Below are 16657 nucleotides of genomic sequence, written 5' to 3'. Positions count from 1 at the left end.
CCTTAACACGCTTGTTTTCTTTAATTAACAGTTAAATCTTATGATTAAGTTATCCTTTTTCAGTACCCCCTTAGCGAGAGTCCTTCATGGATTCTCGCCTTTTTTATGGCCAAGAACTCTTCTATTCCTACTTTTTTGTTTCTGGTTGTCATCGTGATACAATAGATGATAGAAGAAATGTCCTCAGGAGGTAACGGACTTGGCAAAAACAAACAAATTAGTACTTATTGATGGAAATAGTATTGCATATAGAGCTTTTTTTGCTCTACCACTTTTAAACAACGATAAAGGTATTTATACAAACGCAGTATACGGGTTTACTCAGATGCTTCTGAAAATTTTAGAAGATGAAAAGCCTACTCATATCCTCGTCGCTTTTGATGCAGGGAAAACGACATTCCGACATAAGACATTTGGTGAATATAAAGGCGGTCGTCAGAAAACGCCACCCGAATTGTCAGAGCAGTTTCCTTTTATCAGACAGTTGTTAGATGCATTTAAAATCAAACGGTATGAGCTTGAAAATTATGAAGCAGATGACATTATTGGAACACTTGCTTCTTATGCTGCCGATGGGAACTGGGATGTAAAAGTGTTCACCGGTGATAAAGACTTACTTCAACTTGTTACTCCTGATGTTGAAGTGGTGTTGACAAGAAAAGGAATCACTGAGGTTGAGGCATATACCGTTGAACAAGTGAATGAGCGGTACGGCATTACGCCGCACCAAATCATTGATATGAAGGGGCTCATGGGAGACCCTTCTGACAATATTCCAGGAGTACCTGGGGTCGGAGAAAAGACTGCGATCAAATTGATCAAACAATATGGAACGATCGAAAAAGTTCTAGATTCAATTGATGAAATCTCAGGTGCTAAGCTTAAAGAGAGATTAACAGAGAACAAAGAACAAGCCATTATGAGTAAAGAGCTTGCTACGATAACGAAGGAAGCTCCTATTAAAATCGGTCTAGATGAGACGGATTACGAGGGTTATGAAACGTCTTCTGTTTTTCCTCTTTTCAAAGAATTAGGATTTAATTCATTGCTCGAACGATTGGGTGGCGATGAAGAAATTCTTCAGGATGAAGAAAAAGAAGAGCTTAACTTTAAAACGGTAACCAAAATCGAGGCTGATATGCTAAAAAGCCCTTCATCCCTTATTGTAGAAACGCTTACTGAAGATTATCATAAAGCTAAAATTCATGGTTTCGCTGTAAGTAATGATGCTGGAACATTTTATATTCCTTCAAGTCTTGCAGATCAATCAGAAGAATTTCAGGAATGGCTGCAAGACGACAGTCAAAAGAAGAGAATGTTTGATGCCAAGAGAGCTCATGTTGCCTTACATGGGCAAGGAATCGTGTTGAACGGAATCGATTTTGATATTCAACTCGCTTCATATCTGCTAAATCCTTCTGAATCGTTAGATGAAGTAGCAGATGTTGCGAAGCAGTATGGCAAGTCTAATGTAGACGTAAACGAAGCTGTATACGGTAAAGGTGCTAAGAAGAAACTGCCAGAAGATGAAGCTGTCCTCGCTGAGCACCTCTGTAGAAAAGCTCATACTGTCTTTCAATTGAGCGACCTTTTGGATGAGAAGTTAAAAGAAAATGAACAGAGTGATCTGTTCTATCAGTTAGAGATGCCATTAGCTCTCGTTTTAGCTAAGATGGAAGAGTTCGGCGTTAAAGTAAAATCAGACACACTTCAAAAAATGGGTGCTGACTTAGATATACAGTTAACAACACTTGAAAAAGACATTCACGAACTAGCTGGAGTATCCTTCAATATTAACTCGCCTAAACAACTAGGAGAAATATTATTTGAGAAGTTGAACCTGCCGCCTGTTAAGAAAACTAAGACAGGTTACTCGACTTCTGTTGATGTATTAGAGAAATTAGAAGGCAAGCATGAGATCATTAACAAGATTCTTATCTATCGTCAACTTGGTAAGTTAAGGTCTACTTATATTGAAGGTCTGTTAAAAGTAGTTAAAGAAGATACGGGTAAGATTCATACACGCTTCAATCAGGTACTTGCTCAAACAGGAAGACTGAGTTCTATCGATCCTAATCTTCAAAACATCCCTATTCGTTTAGAAGCAGGAAGAAAAATCAGACATGCCTTCGTTGCATCACAGCCTGGCTGGAAGATTCTTGCCGCTGATTATTCACAGATCGAACTGCGCGTATTGGCTCATATCTCTCAGGATGAAAACTTGATGGAAGCTTTTAAGTTGGAGATGGATGTTCACACGAAAACGGCCATGGATGTTTTTCATGTGGAAGAGAGTGAAGTTACATCTGAAATGAGAAGACACGCTAAAGCCGTTAACTTTGGTATTGTATACGGAATTAGTGATTATGGCCTATCACAAAGCCTAGGTATCACGAGGAAAGAAGCTGGAGAATTTATAGCGTCCTATTTGGATAGTTTTCCTGGTGTCCAGCAGTACATGAAGGACAGCGTTTCTGAGGCAAAACATAATGGTTTTGTTTCAACTCTGCTTCATAGACGACGTTATCTGCCCGAAATTAATAGCAGAAACTTTAACCTGCGTAGTTTCGCGGAGAGAACAGCTATGAATACGCCGATTCAAGGAACTGCTGCAGATATCATTAAAAAAGCGATGGTTGATATGGATCAGCGGTTAACTGACGAGAAACTTGAAGCTAAAATGCTGCTCACTGTACATGATGAACTTATTTTTGAAGTACCAGAAAATGAGCTGCAAAAACTTGAAGAAATCGTTTGTGAAGTAATGGAATCAGCAGTAGAACTTGATGTACCTTTAAAAGTAGATGTGAACTGGGGAGATTCCTGGTTCGAAGCAAAATAATAAAGAAACAGCATCCTATAGATCCAGGGTGCTGTTTTTCTAATAAGGTTGGTGAAAGGATGCCTGAGTTACCAGAAGTCGAAAATGTTAAAAACACACTGAATCAATTCCTACCAGGAAAAATGATTACAGATGTAAAAATATACTGGGAAAATATTATTAAACATCCAGGTACTGAAGAATTCATCTTGAAGTTGAAAGGTCAAACCTTTCAAAATGCGTATCGAAGAGGGAAATTTATAATATTTCATCTTGATGAAGATGTATTGGTGTCTCACCTTAGGATGGAAGGGAAATATGGCTTGAATCAAAGCGATGAGCCAGCTGATAAGCATACTCACGTTATTTTTCAGTTTTCTGATGGAACTGAACTAAGATATCGAGATGTGAGAAAATTTGGGACGATGCATCTGTATCCAAAAGGAACAGAGGAAAGTCATGCTCCGTTAAAAACTTTAGGTGTAGAACCACTTTCGGATTCCTTAACAGCCGCTCTACTAAAAAAGCTGTTTGCTAATCGGAAACGTAACATAAAATCGGTATTGCTTGATCAGACTCTTCTGGCTGGTTTAGGCAACATTTATGTAGATGAAGTACTGTTTCAGGCAGGAATCCATCCAGAGACACCAGCTAATTCTCTAACTCTACCTCGGTTAAAGAAGTTGAAAACAGCGATTACTGAAATCCTTTCTGAGTCTGTGAAGCACGGAGGAAGCTCAATCCGTTCCTATACGAACGCAGTGGGTGAGACAGGCGGTTTTCAGCTGAAATTATTTGTTTATGGCAGAAAAAATGAAGCATGCCGTGTGTGTGGTACTGAGATCGAACGATTAGTTGTAGCGGGTAGAGGAACTCACATCTGTAAGACTTGTCAAAAATAAACCATTTCTGTACTCCTTTCATATACTACGTTTACCGTTAACTGAAAGGAGTACAGGAACAATGGTGGCTTACTCATTTGTATTACTGGCACTAGCCGTCAGCCTGGACAGTTTTGGAGCCGGATTAACGTATGGAATGAAATCCATTAAAATTCCTTTTCGCTCCATTATGATCATCGCAATTTGTTCAGCTGTTACCTTTTTACTTTCGATGTTGCTTGGATTTACGTTAGAACAATTTATTTCACCTAAAACAGGTGAGATATTGGGAGGCGTGATTCTTCTCGGAATCGGAATCTACTCTCTATGGCAGGTTTTCTTACCAGAGAAAGAAAACGTTGAGTGCATGGAAAAAGAACCTAAGAACATTGTGCTTTTTGAAATTAAGTCGTTGGGAATCGTCATACACATACTTAAAAAACCAGTTATGGCAGATATCGATAAGTCTGGTTCAATTACGGGCTTAGAAGCTGTACTGCTTGGAATAGCATTATCGCTTGATGCCTTTGGAGCGGGAATAGGTGCAGCACTCATCGACTTGTCTCCTTCATTAACAACCATTACAATTGCGGTGATGAGCGCTTTATTCTTATGGGGTGGTATGGTTTTAGGATTATATCTTTTTAACAAAACAAACTGGATGAAGGGATTATCCATTCTGCCAGGCGTTTTGTTGATTGTAATGGGATTATTAAAAATGTAACACTGGAGGATAACTTGTGATTATTGGATTAACTGGAGGCATTGCAACGGGAAAATCAACAGTCAGTAACATCATCAGAGGTCAAGGAATTCCTGTAGTCGATGCTGATATCATTTCTAGAGAAGTTGTTATGCCAGAGAAAGAAGCGTATGAGAAGATCGTTGCCTGCTTTGGTGAACAGATACTAAATGATGACAAGACAATAAACAGAGCAGGATTAGGAGAGATTATTTTTAACGATACTGAAAAGAGGACGATGCTGAACGAGATTGTTCATCCTGCTGTTAGAAAGGAAATGAGACAGCAAGCAGATGATTATCTACGTTCAGGAGAGTCTATAGTGGTTATGGATATACCACTTTTATTTGAGAGTAAGCTTACACATATGGTAGATCAAACGTGGTTAGTATATGCAACGCCCGAAATACAACTTCAAAGATTGATAAATCGTGATCATTTTTCTGAGAAGCAAGCGAAGTCTAGAATCCATTCCCAGATGCCGATCACAGCAAAAAAGGAATTAGCAGATGTAGTAATCAACAATAATGGATCTCTTTCTGCATTAGAAAATGATGTTCTTTCCTTGCTAAAACAAACAAAAAAACAGACCTGATAACCATTTCAGGTCTGTTTTTATCTATATAAGCCCTTTTTCAGCCTAAATTAAATAAAAGTATGTTCTTTTCAAGCGTTAATATGATATACTAATTACAGATAGATACAAGAAAGAGTATAACACATTGGAAGGAGCAGCTTCATGAAAGCAAAAATTGCAATTAATGGCTTGGGGAGAATCGGAAGAATGGTCTTCCGCAAAATGATGGAGAACGATGAATTTGAGGTTGTAGCTGTTAATGCCAGCTATCCTGCAGAGACTCTTGCTCATATGGTTAAGTACGATTCTATACATGGGACGTACCCGGGAGAAGTTGTTGCTGGAGAAGATGCCCTTTTTGTTGATGGAAAAAAAGTTCAATTAGTTAACTCTCGCGATCCTCGTGAACTTCCTTGGGGAACGTTAGGTGTTGATATTGTTATAGAAGCAACTGGGAAATTTGTTTCACAAGAATCTGCTGGTCTTCATATTGAAGCAGGTGCAAAGAAAGTAATTATCACTGCTCCAGGGAAAGATGAAGACATTACAATTGTTATGGGAGTAAATGATAGCGATTACATTTCTTCGAAACACCATATTATATCTAATGCATCGTGCACGACGAACTGTTTAGCCCCTGTGATTAAAGTGCTTGATGATCAGTTCGGGGTACAGTCCGGAATGATGACGACTGTACATGCATATACGAATGACCAGAAAAATATTGATAACCCACATAAAGACTTAAGACGTGCACGTGCATGTGGCACTTCTATTATTCCAACTTCTACAGGTGCTGCAAAAGCTATTGCAAAAGTCTTGCCTCACTTAGAAGGCAAACTGAATGGTATGGCACTACGCGTTCCAACACCTAACGTTTCATTGGTTGACGTTGTTGTGGAGTTAAAGACTCCTGTATCTAAAGACCAAGTCAATCATGCTCTACAATCGGCATCTGAAGGATCAATGCGTGGAATCTTAGGGTACAGCGATCTGCCGCTAGTATCGATTGATTATAATGGAAATGAAAACTCTTCAATCATTGACGGCTTATCAACTATGGTGATGGACGGTAATAAAGTAAAGGTCCTTGCTTGGTATGACAATGAATGGGGTTATTCATGCCGAGTAGTAGATCTTGCGAAACATGTAAGTGTTGCTTTGAATATGCCGGTACAAGAAAAAAATGTGTCAGTATCATAAAAACAGTCAGTTAAAATAAATAAATGAGTGAGAGCTGGATATCACACCAGCTCTTTTCTACGTTTAAACGAACTAGTATGTTTCAATTGATCCTTATCCTTAAAAAACAATATAAAATTGACGCAAAAAAATTTGCCCATAGTTATTGCAAATAAATTTTAAAAGAAGTATACTATGATTCGTGAACTTCAAATAAAGCAAACAAAGGCATTGAATGCTACTTAAAGGGTTAGGACCTCTTTGGACTAACTTGCCCCCGTGGTAGATGTTCGATACCGCATGCTTGAAGGCATGATTATTTTTAAAAGGGGGACTATGCTAATGGATACAATGGGAAGACACGTAATTGCTGAGTTATGGGGTTGTGATTCTGAAAAACTAAATGACATGAAATTTATTGAAGAGACATTCGTTGACGCTGCATTGAAAGCAGGTGCAGAAATTCGTGAGGTTGCTTTTCATAAATTTGCTCCACATGGTGTAAGTGGAGTTGTTATTATTTCTGAATCTCATCTAACTATTCACAGTTTTCCTGAGCATGGTTATGCAAGTATTGATGTATATACGTGTGGAGATCGAATCGATCCTAACGTAGCTGCTGATTACATTTCGGAGGCACTTGGCGCTAAAAAGCGCGAAAACTTGGAAGTTCCTCGTGGAATGGGTCCAATTTCTGTTGCCAAATCAAAAGTTACTGCTCAATAATTTAAAAACAGAATGTACGTGAGGTGTGAGAAATCACACCTCTTTTTTATTTCACTCATTATAGGGAATAATAGGATACAAATTATATTGCTTTGGAGGACTACTATGTTTAGAAAACTTCAAAATCTAATGGAAAATCATGCAGAAACGAGTGAACAGCATGTGGACGAAAGACTTAGAACCCATTATTTTAAAGCTAATAAACCTGAAGTAATGAAAGTGATCAAACAGATTTTAGATGAAGACATGAATTTCCATGAGCTAGGTTTTTCAGAAGAAAGGGGAGAGATAACGTTTGAAGTTAGACAGCCTAAGAGTGCGTTTGTCGTTATTAGTGTAGTAACAGTTAAAGCGAATCGAACTGCTGTAGATTTAAACGTATCAACAGAATCTGCTCTTCCTTTCAATTTTGGCAACAATCAAAGACTTATTGTAAATATTTATGAAATCTTAAAAGAAAAACTAACGTTTGTTGGGACGTCAATGGCTGAAAAATTGTAGGAATAGCTTGTCACATTCCTCCCTTTTCTTTAAGATAGATAGAGAACAGAAAATTTTTTGGGGATGATTACAATGAGGTGTCCTACTTGCCAGCACAACGGAACAAAAGTGCTTGATTCAAGACCTGTACATAGCGGAAGATCCATTCGCCGCAGAAGGGAATGTGAATCTTGCAGCTATAGATTTACTACATTTGAAACGGTAGAACAAACACCGCTTATCATTGTTAAAAAAGGCGGGGAACGAGAAGAGTTCAGCCGTGAAAAGATCCTTAGAGGGCTTATTAAAGCTTGCGAAAAAAGGCCAGTCCCCTTGGAAACACTTGAAAATATAGTAGATAGTATCGAAAAAGAATTGCGGAACTCAGGTGCATCTGAAGTTTCGAGTACAGCTGTTGGTGAACAGGTGATGGAGCATCTGTCTAAAACAGATGAGGTTGCATATGTAAGATTTGCCTCTGTATACCGTCAATTTAAAGATATTAATGTTTTTATACAGGAATTGAAAGAACTAATTAACAAGGAGGAGCGTTAAAGCGTATCTTAGACTGCTGTAACGCTCTTTTTATTCCAATCTAACTCCGTATTCTGCTTTTCAGAATAAATTATATGAACAAAGTACTCTGGCTGACGATACTAAAATCCGTCGGCCACATTACTTTTAAGACTTTTTAACAAAGGGTGAAAACGATGACGGTACATTTTCAAGAAGTTGTGCCCGTTGATACGTATTCCGTCCAGTGCAAGGGTATGTTGCATGAAATAGATCATAAAGTTCTTACCATGCTATATCAGCCGTTGGTTGGCGCATTTGCACATAGTTTATACATGACATTGTGGTGCGAAGTAAATATGGATCGGCAGACACAAAAACATCAGCACCTCATGAACGTGACTCAGTTCTCGTTAAAAGATATTTTATCGGGAAGAAAGAAGCTAGAAGCGATCGGTCTTTTGAAGACGTTCAAAAAAGACGGTGATAGCTCCAGGGAGTACATTTATGAGCTTCAACTCCCGCTTTCGCCGAATGCTTTTTTTACAGATGGCTTTTTAAGTATATATCTCTTTAATCGATTGGGAAAAGCGAAGTTTAATGAAGTTAGAGAATCTTTTTATATCTCTCAAACGGATGTGTCAGATTATAGAGATGTGACCGCTTCTTTCAGTGATGTGTTTACTTCTTTGCATCCATCTGAAATGTCATCAAAGAGTTATGCTGAGATTAACGAAAATGTTCTTCCAAAAGATGTCTCTTTACAGGAAAAAGACATTCATGGGAAAGTTGTACTAAGTGAATCTACCTTTGATTTTGAAGCGATGGTGAATCAGATCTCATCATTTATCGTACCTAAAGAGGTGCTCACTCCAAAACTAAAGGAAGCCATCTATAAGCTGGCATACATCTATCAGTTACAGCCGATGGATATGAGTAAGCAGATTCAAAACGTATATTATTCCACAGGAGAAATTTCTGCAGAGAGCTTAAGGAAAGAAATTCAAAAATGGTATCGATTTGAACATGAAGAAGGTCTACCAGTTCTAGCATTAAAAACGCAGCCGGTTCCATTAAAGGCACTTCATGGCATGCAACCTCAAACAAAAGAAGAAGAACTTATCAAATACTTTGAAGAAGTGTCACCTTATCGTTTGTTAGAAGATTATTCAGGTACAACTCCTTCAGAAGTAGATTTGAAGCTTGTTGCTTACTGTATGATCGATCAGAATTTAACACCAGGGGTTACGAATGTTCTTTTAGATTATGTCTTATCTGAGAATGATATGAAGCTTGCAAAAGGGTTGATCGAACGGATCGCTTCACATTGGGCTCGAAAAAAAGCACAAACGGTAACAGAAGCAATGGCGTTGGCACGCGATGAAAAACGAAAATATAAAGAATGGCAAGAAAAGAAAGTAAATTCAGGTTCTTACAATAAGGGTAATAAAAAGAGTAACGTAACTGTTCCTGACTGGCTTAAACAGGATAAAGTGGCCACTAGTCAAACCGATCATTCAAGCACTGATGCTACAGAGGACGAGAATCGTAAGTGGCTTGAAAGCTTGTTAAATAGTTCGAAATAAGGGGGGATAATATGGAATCTATTAAGGAATCTGTTAAGAATATGCCGGGTTTTGATAAGTTTCAAGAAAGATTTGAGCGAATGAAACAAGAAGTGCTTACAGACCCAGGAGTCATGCGTTTTCTAAGAGAGAATCCTGACATATCAGATGTCCATGCGGAAAAATTATTGTCCAGTTTTTACACCTTTAAGAACGAACAGAATGCTTGCCGCAATTGTCCAGGTTTAGATAACTGTCCGAATCTCATGCAAGGGTATCGTTCTGAACTAACAAAAGTTAGACATACTGTAGAACTTAGATACAAACCTTGTGAATTAAAGATTATTGATGAGCAAAAGAAATCTATGACTTCATTGATAAAGAGTTACTTTATACCGAAAGAGATACTAGAAGCGAGATTTGATCGTTTGTACAAACATAGTATTGATGATACAAGACGTAATGCGATCTCGAAGGCTTATGAATTTGTCCAGATGGCAGGCTCGGGTCAGCAAGCAAAAGGGATCTACTTTTATGGGAAGTTTGGCGTTGGTAAAACGTATCTTCTCGGTGCCATCGCGAATGGTTTAGCAGAAAAAGGCGTTCACTCTTTGATCATTCATACACCAGAATTTCTTCGTGAAATGAAATCTTCACTCTCTGACGGAACATTTGACTCTAAGATGGAACTCTTAAAGACCGTTCCAGTACTTATGCTTGATGATCTTGGGGCTGAAAATATGACGAATTGGGTCAGGGATGAGATTATTGGGGTTATCCTTCAATATCGAATGATGGAAAAACTACCTACTCTCTATACGTCTAACTGTGATTATGATATGTTGCAGCAGCACTTATCGTATTCCCAAAAAGGCGGACTCGATGAACTGAAGGCTCTCAGGATCATGGAGCGTATCAAACACTTAAGTACTCCGATTTTTATGGGCGGAAATAAAAATTTCAGAGAAGATTATTAATATAGTTTCTGCTCTTTTAAAGGGCAGAAGCTTTTTTCTTGAAAACCCAAAGCTGTCTCTTATACTAAAATATGATAGGATAAGAACAGACAAGATCTTAAGACATTGTATTCGGAGGTTACCGATGAGTATAGAATCTATTTTACAAAAAGCTTTAGATGGCGAACGTTTATCGGTAGAAGATGCCGTTAAACTTTATGAGAGTGATGAAGTAGAACGCATGGGAGAAGTTGCGGATATTATTATGAAAAGGTGGCATCCTGAACCGATCACCTCATTCGTAATTGGCCGTAACGTAAACTATACAAATTTTTGTGATACATATTGCAGATTCTGCGCGTTCTATAGAGCGCCAGGAAGCAGTGAAGGTTATGTGTTGGATGATGATGTGATCTTCCAAAAGATTCAAGAGACAGTTGATGTAGGCGGTACAGAAATTCTAATGCAAGGTGGAACAAATCCTAACTTGCCATTCAGTTACTATACGGACTTATTAAGAGAGATCAAAAAGCGCTTTGATATCACGATGCATTCATTTTCTCCAGCAGAAGTATGGAAGATGGTTGAAGTATCTGGTCTGTCTCTAGAGGAAGTGCTCAGAGAACTGAAAGAAGCTGGACTTGATTCTCTTCCAGGTGGGGGAGCAGAAATTTTAGATGACCGCACTCGTAAGAAGATTAGCAAACTTAAAGGCTCGTGGACAGAGTGGATTGACTGTATGAAAACAGCTAAAAAAGTTGGATTGCATTCTACTGCTACGATGGTCATTGGATTTGGAGAAACATTCGAAGAACGTGCCCTTCATTTACAGCGTGTTCGTGATGCACAAGACGAGACGGATTGTTTCTTGGCTTTCATCTCTTGGACATTCCAGCCAGATAACACGAATATGAAGGCTGAAAAGACAACGCCGAGAGAATATCTCAAAAATGTTGCGATCTCTCGAATCTTCCTAGATAACATTCCTAACTTCCAATCTTCATGGGTTACGATGGGGCCAGAAGTTGGTAAAAAATCTCTCCACTATGGCTGCAATGACTTTGGCAGCACGATGATGGAAGAGAACGTTGTTTCAGCAGCTGGAACGACTCACAAGGTAAACACGAATTTAACACTTCGATTGATTCGTGAAGCAGGTAAGATTCCTGCTCAACGAAATACAAAATATGAAACACTTCGTGTGTTTGAAGATGAAGAAAAAGCTGAAAAAGATTTTGTTATGCAAAATTAACAGTGAAGCACTTGGCATATTTATGTCGAGTGCTTTTTTCGTTCGTTTGGATGGATGATTTAGCTTTTATGATTGTCATAAGAGGCACAAGCCGAATTTAGATGACACAAATGACTACAAGACTGGGCTTTTGTTTTATATCCCAATGGTAATGAGTGACTTTCGTATTAAAAATAATTATCTTAATTTTCCTTATATTTAAAATTTTGTGTATAATATAAGAATATTTAGAACAAAGGGGGAAATAAAAGAATGGAAATGAAACGAAAATTTAAAATGGGACTAATAGGTTTATCTGCTGCGTTTCTTGTAGCTTGCTCGTCTGGTTCCGGAGATAAGTTAACGGTTGGAACAGATGCGGCCTACGCCCCTTTTGAATCCTTGGATGGGGAAAAGATTGTTGGATTTGATGTAGATTTGCTTGATGCTGTTATGAAAGAAGCGGGATTAGAATATGAAATCAAGAACACAGGATGGGAGCCTCTGTTTATTGCTTTAAAAAACAAAGAAGTAGCTGCAGGTATTTCTGCCATCACGATTAATGATAAAAGAAAAAAGACGTATGATTTTTCTTCACCGTACTTCGAATCAGTAAATATGATTCTAGCAAAAGAAGGAACATCTATTAAGAGTGCAAAAGACCTCGAAGGAAAGAAAGTGAGTGTTCAAAATGGGACAACTGGTCAAGAAGCTTTAGAAAAAATGTTCGGAAAAAATGAGAACATCAAAAAGTTTGATAACAATACGCTGGCAATCCAAGCATTATTGAACGGGGAAGTAGAAGCGGTTGTAGCAGATAATGCAGTTGTTCAGGAGTATGAAAAGAATAATCCTGATAAAAAACTAGTGACGATTAGTGATAAAGATAGTTTTGAAAGCGAATTTTACGGAATCATCTTCCCTAAAGACGGTGAACATCAAGATGAGGTCAACAAAGCTTTGAAAAAGGTGATTGATGATGGCGAATACGCTGAGATCTATAAAAAATGGTTTGGTGAAGAGCCGAATGTAGATGTACTTAAACAATAAACTAACCTAGGAGGTCTACATGCAATTCTCTTTACAGATTATTGGGGAGTATATGCCATTGTTCTTAAAAGGGACATGGATTACAATCCAGCTTTCATTGTTAGCCATACTTTTTGGCACCATTCTAGGATTATTTATTGGACTCGGAAAGATGATGAAACAGTCTTACATAAGTCTTCCTTGCGTTTGGTATATTAGTTTTTTTAGAGGAACTCCATTATTAGTTCAGATTCTTTTGATTCATTCAGCACTAATGCCGATTTTTATGAAGCCGCCTAATGTGTTTGTATCGAGTGTTCTCGCTCTGTCCCTGAATGCTGCAGCATATATTGCAGAAATCTTCAGAGCAGGTATTCAATCGATTGATAAAGGACAGATGGAAGCTGCACGTTCTTTAGGGATGAATCATGTGCAAGCGATGAAACATGTTATACTGCCGCAAGCATCAAGAAGGATGATTCCTCCGCTTGGTAATGAATTTATTGTACTGATTAAAGATTCATCTCTTGTTTCCATTATTGCAACCCCTGAATTGATGTATTACGCCAGGGCTATGATGGGCGAATACTACCGGCCATGGGAACCCTATATGACAGCAGCATTGATGTATCTGATCTTGACACTTGGAATGGCATTCGTCCTGTCCAAGATCGAACGGAAATTTGTTTACGATTAAACAACCCTACCCAAAGGGTTGTTTTTTCTTTTGTAAGTAACATGTTTTAGGACCTCGTCCCATATAGTGTATTATTGAGGATTTTATATGGGGGGGACTTATTTGGTCGCGATTGCTTTTTCACACCCATCAGATGGTATAGCTGTTTTGAAGAAAATGATCAGAATGGCAGCTGAGCATAGAATAAACCCTTCCTTTGCCAAATTATCTGAAGCTTCTTCAAAAATTCTTGAACTGCACATACATCAGAGGAAAACGTTCATATTGGATGTGTTAACGGAATTTACTCGAAATAAAGTAGAGGATATTTGTTTGAAGGAAATGATCGAACAAGCATTTTGTTACACCGATTCAGCAGAACAAAAAGAGATCTTATCTATCACAAAAAGCATCATACTCGGAGAGATTGAAGGTATACCTGATGTCAAACATCTGCCAGACTTAAATGAACTGATCCGAAGTCAATGGGAATCGATTCTCGAGGCAAAGACAGATTTTTTAGAGTTTGAATCATTTATTAAATTCAGGCTGAAAGAGTATTTAGCAACTTTGTTGAAGATTGTTGAATGTGCTATCGATGAGTACAAGCTAGAACTAGAGTACCAAATGTTCGTAGAGCAATTAAGAACGTGCTTAACGAAACAAAGAACATTTACTTCAGCAGATATCGTAATAATTTTTGAACAAGAGCAGATTCTTCTTTTTGATGAACATCAAAACCAGTTAACTCATACTGAATTGATGATGTTCCATGAAAAGGCACTTCGGCTAACAAATGTAACGAATCTAGATGAAAGACTTTTAGGTCCGTTAGTTGGAATCTCTCCAAATTCCGCTAGGATTTATGCTTATGATACCGATCATCCATTGCTTCATACTGTGAAGAACATCTTTCAGGAAAAGGTTACGATTACACCAATTGAGAGGATGTCCTACAGAGAACATCGGTCTTATCGTAAAAAAAAGTCATAAACTTACAGAGTCCTCTTGCTTTTTGAAAAACGACTGCATATAATAGGTGTATAATTTTATCATTCAATCTGTATTGATAAGGACACGAAGCATATTTTTACGGTTCATAGAGAGGGAAGTCTAGGCTGAAAGCTTCCTAACACGGAAAAGTGCTTTACCACCTTGGAACTTCAGCGGTGAAAATTTATAGTAATCGCTGACGGCCGCAGTCCGTTATACTGTCCGAGTGCCGATTGGCTTGTTAAAAGTTGTCGGAACAAGGGTGGAACCACGAGATAATCACTCGTCCCTTCTATAGGGACGGGTGTTTTTTGTTTTCAATCAGAGAAGAACCCAAACTAAAAAGGAGATGTTTTACATGTCGTCAATTTCAATTAAGTTCCCTGACGGATCAGTCAAGGAATTTCCTAAAGGCGTTACTTCTGAACAAGTAGCAGAGAGTATCAGCCCTAGTTTGAAGAAAAAAGCAGTTGCAGGGAAAGTAAACGGACAATTATTTGATTTTTCACGTCCTATCGAAGAAGATGCATCGATCGAGATCGTAATGCAGGATTCTAAAGAAGGTCTTGAAATGACAAGACACTCGAATGCCCATCTACTAGCTCAAGCACTTAAGCGCCTTTACCCAGACGTGAAATTAGGGATTGGACCAGTTATCGATAACGGCTTCTACTATGATGTAGATATGTCTCATAACTTAACACCAGAAGATCTGCCTGCGATCGAAAAAGAAATGAAGAAGATCGTAAATGAAAACCTTCCGATCGTACGTAAAGAAGTTAGTCGTGAAGAAGCTCTCGAGATTTACGAAAAATTGAATGATCACTTAAAGCTGGAACTGATTCGTGACCTTCCAGAGGGTGAAAAGATTACGATTTATGAGCAAGGTGAATTCTTTGACCTTTGCCGAGGGCCGCACGTTCCTTCAACAGGAAAAATCAAAGCTTATAAATTAATGAGCATCTCTGGTGCATACTGGCGTGGAGACAGCGATAACCAAATGCTTCAACGTATTTATGGTTCAGCGTTCTTAAGTCAAAAAGATCTTGATGAGTATCTTCACTTTATTGAGGAAGCTCAAAAACGTGATCACCGTAAACTAGGAAAAGAACTAGAGTTATTCATGTTCTCAGAAGAAGCACCGGGAATGCCGTTCTATCTTCCTAACGGTCAAACAATTCGTACTGAGCTTGAGAATTTCTCTCGCGAACTTCAACGCCAAGTGGATTACGATGAAGTGCGTACTCCATTTATGATGAATCAGCGTCTATGGGAACAATCGGGCCACTGGGATCATTATCATGAAAACATGTACTTCTCTGAAGTGGACGATACAAAGTTTGCGATGAAGCCAATGAACTGTCCAGGTCACATGCTGATCTTTAAGAACAAACTACATTCATACAGAGATCTTCCAGTACGTATGGCTGAGTTCGGTCAAGTACACCGTCACGAATATAGTGGTGCACTAAACGGTATGATCCGCGTTCGTACGTTCTGCCAAGATGATGCGCATATCTTTGTAACACCACAGCAGATCGAAAGTGAGATCAAGAACGTATTTAAGTTAGTTGATAAAATCTACAGCACGTTTGGATTTGAATATTCCGTAGAACTTTCAACTCGTCCAGAGGATTCTATGGGTGATGACCGTTTATGGGAACAAGCTGAAGGCGCATTGAAAAACGTTCTAGAAGATCTTGGAATGAACTATCATCTAAACGAGGGAGATGGAGCGTTCTACGGTCCTAAAATTGACTTCCATATTAAAGATGCTCTGAAGAGAAGTCATCAGTGTGCAACAATTCAGTTAGACTTCCAAATGCCAGAAAAGTTCGATCTAACGTATGTAGATGAAAACAATCAAAAGGTTCGTCCGGTCGTTATCCACCGTGCGATCTATGGTTCGATCGACCGTTTCCTAGGGATCTTGGTTGAGCACTTTGCTGGAGCGTTCCCAACTTGGTTAGCACCTGTTCAAGTGAAACTAATTCCTGTATCTGATGTTCATAATGAGTATGCGTATAAGCTACAAGAAGATCTGAAGAAACATGCTGTTCGTGTTGAAATCGATACTAGAAATGAAAAGATGGGCTATAAGATCCGTGAAGCTCAGATGAAAAAGATCCCTTACATGCTAGTTCTAGGTGATAAAGAGATCGAAGACAATGCAGTTAACGTTCGTAAATATGGTGAGCAAAAGTCAGAGACAGTTTCTTATGAAGATTTCCGAGATAAGATTTTAGCTCAAATTAACGAAAAGAGATAAGGTTATAAAGAGAGCG

Annotated in this window: 15 protein-coding genes and 1 other annotated feature; all 15 genes read left to right on the top strand. The window is 38.5% G+C overall.

Annotated elements, in window-relative coordinates; all coding sequences use genetic code 11:
* Positions 1 to 199: 199 nt before the first annotated feature.
* Positions 200 to 2842, top strand: coding sequence for a DNA polymerase I (gene polA, locus IHV12_RS00700; RefSeq protein WP_197189563.1), 2643 nt, complete (start codon positions 200 to 202; stop codon positions 2840 to 2842).
* A 59-nt stretch (positions 2843 to 2901) separates the two neighbouring features.
* Positions 2902 to 3723 (top strand): DNA-formamidopyrimidine glycosylase, encoded by an 822-nt coding sequence (gene mutM / locus IHV12_RS00695; RefSeq protein ID WP_197189562.1) that lies wholly within the window; start codon positions 2902 to 2904, stop codon positions 3721 to 3723.
* A 61-nt stretch (positions 3724 to 3784) separates the two neighbouring features.
* Positions 3785 to 4426, top strand: coding sequence for a sporulation membrane protein YtaF (gene ytaF, locus IHV12_RS00690; protein WP_197131520.1), 642 nt, complete (start codon positions 3785 to 3787; stop codon positions 4424 to 4426).
* Between the two features lie 16 nt (positions 4427 to 4442).
* Positions 4443 to 5039 carry a dephospho-CoA kinase gene (gene coaE, locus IHV12_RS00685; protein ID WP_197189561.1) on the top strand — a complete coding sequence of 199 codons (597 nt, stop codon included), beginning with the start codon at positions 4443 to 4445 and terminating at the stop codon, positions 5037 to 5039.
* A 144-nt stretch (positions 5040 to 5183) separates the two neighbouring features.
* On the top strand, positions 5184 to 6224 hold the full coding sequence (locus IHV12_RS00680; RefSeq protein ID WP_197131514.1) for a glyceraldehyde-3-phosphate dehydrogenase: 1041 nt from the start codon (positions 5184 to 5186) through the stop codon (positions 6222 to 6224).
* A gap of 321 nt (positions 6225 to 6545) precedes the next feature.
* Positions 6546 to 6929, top strand: coding sequence for an adenosylmethionine decarboxylase (gene speD, locus IHV12_RS00675; RefSeq protein WP_066396744.1), 384 nt, complete (start codon positions 6546 to 6548; stop codon positions 6927 to 6929).
* A gap of 105 nt (positions 6930 to 7034) precedes the next feature.
* Positions 7035 to 7430: a cytosolic protein gene (locus IHV12_RS00670; protein ID WP_197189560.1), complete on the top strand. Its 396-nt coding sequence runs from the start codon at positions 7035 to 7037 to the stop codon at positions 7428 to 7430.
* A gap of 72 nt (positions 7431 to 7502) precedes the next feature.
* Positions 7503 to 7964: a transcriptional regulator NrdR gene (gene nrdR, locus IHV12_RS00665; RefSeq protein ID WP_066396742.1), complete on the top strand. Its 462-nt coding sequence runs from the start codon at positions 7503 to 7505 to the stop codon at positions 7962 to 7964.
* A gap of 155 nt (positions 7965 to 8119) precedes the next feature.
* Positions 8120 to 9508 (top strand): replication initiation and membrane attachment family protein, encoded by a 1389-nt coding sequence (locus tag IHV12_RS00660; protein ID WP_197189559.1) that lies wholly within the window; start codon positions 8120 to 8122, stop codon positions 9506 to 9508.
* An 11-nt stretch (positions 9509 to 9519) separates the two neighbouring features.
* The gene (gene dnaI / locus IHV12_RS00655; RefSeq protein ID WP_197131508.1) at positions 9520 to 10464 is read left to right on the top strand and encodes a primosomal protein DnaI; all 945 of its coding nucleotides are present in this window, start codon (positions 9520 to 9522) and stop codon (positions 10462 to 10464) included.
* Between the two features lie 124 nt (positions 10465 to 10588).
* Complete coding sequence (gene mqnC / locus IHV12_RS00650) at positions 10589 to 11695, top strand: cyclic dehypoxanthinyl futalosine synthase (protein WP_197131506.1); 1107 nt, start codon at positions 10589 to 10591, stop codon at positions 11693 to 11695.
* A 258-nt stretch (positions 11696 to 11953) separates the two neighbouring features.
* Positions 11954 to 12724 (top strand): basic amino acid ABC transporter substrate-binding protein, encoded by a 771-nt coding sequence (locus tag IHV12_RS00645; protein ID WP_197190327.1) that lies wholly within the window; start codon positions 11954 to 11956, stop codon positions 12722 to 12724.
* 19 nt (positions 12725 to 12743) lie between these two features.
* Positions 12744 to 13400, top strand: coding sequence for an amino acid ABC transporter permease (locus IHV12_RS00640; RefSeq protein ID WP_197189558.1), 657 nt, complete (start codon positions 12744 to 12746; stop codon positions 13398 to 13400).
* 102 nt (positions 13401 to 13502) lie between these two features.
* Entirely contained in the window at positions 13503 to 14372 is an 870-nt protein-coding gene (ytxC, locus tag IHV12_RS00635; protein WP_197189557.1) for a sporulation protein YtxC, read from the top strand.
* Between the two features lie 64 nt (positions 14373 to 14436).
* Positions 14437 to 14666 (top strand) — a binding site (T-box leader).
* Positions 14667 to 14730: 64 nt separating this feature from the next.
* Positions 14731 to 16641: a threonine--tRNA ligase gene (gene thrS, locus IHV12_RS00630; protein WP_197131501.1), complete on the top strand. Its 1911-nt coding sequence runs from the start codon at positions 14731 to 14733 to the stop codon at positions 16639 to 16641.
* Positions 16642 to 16657 lie beyond the last annotated feature (16 nt).

The organism is Fictibacillus sp. 7GRE50 (assembly GCF_015903875.1).
Lineage (GTDB): Bacteria > Bacillota > Bacilli > Bacillales > Fictibacillaceae > Fictibacillus > Fictibacillus phosphorivorans.
This window is presented reverse-complemented; position numbering and strand designations above follow the sequence as displayed.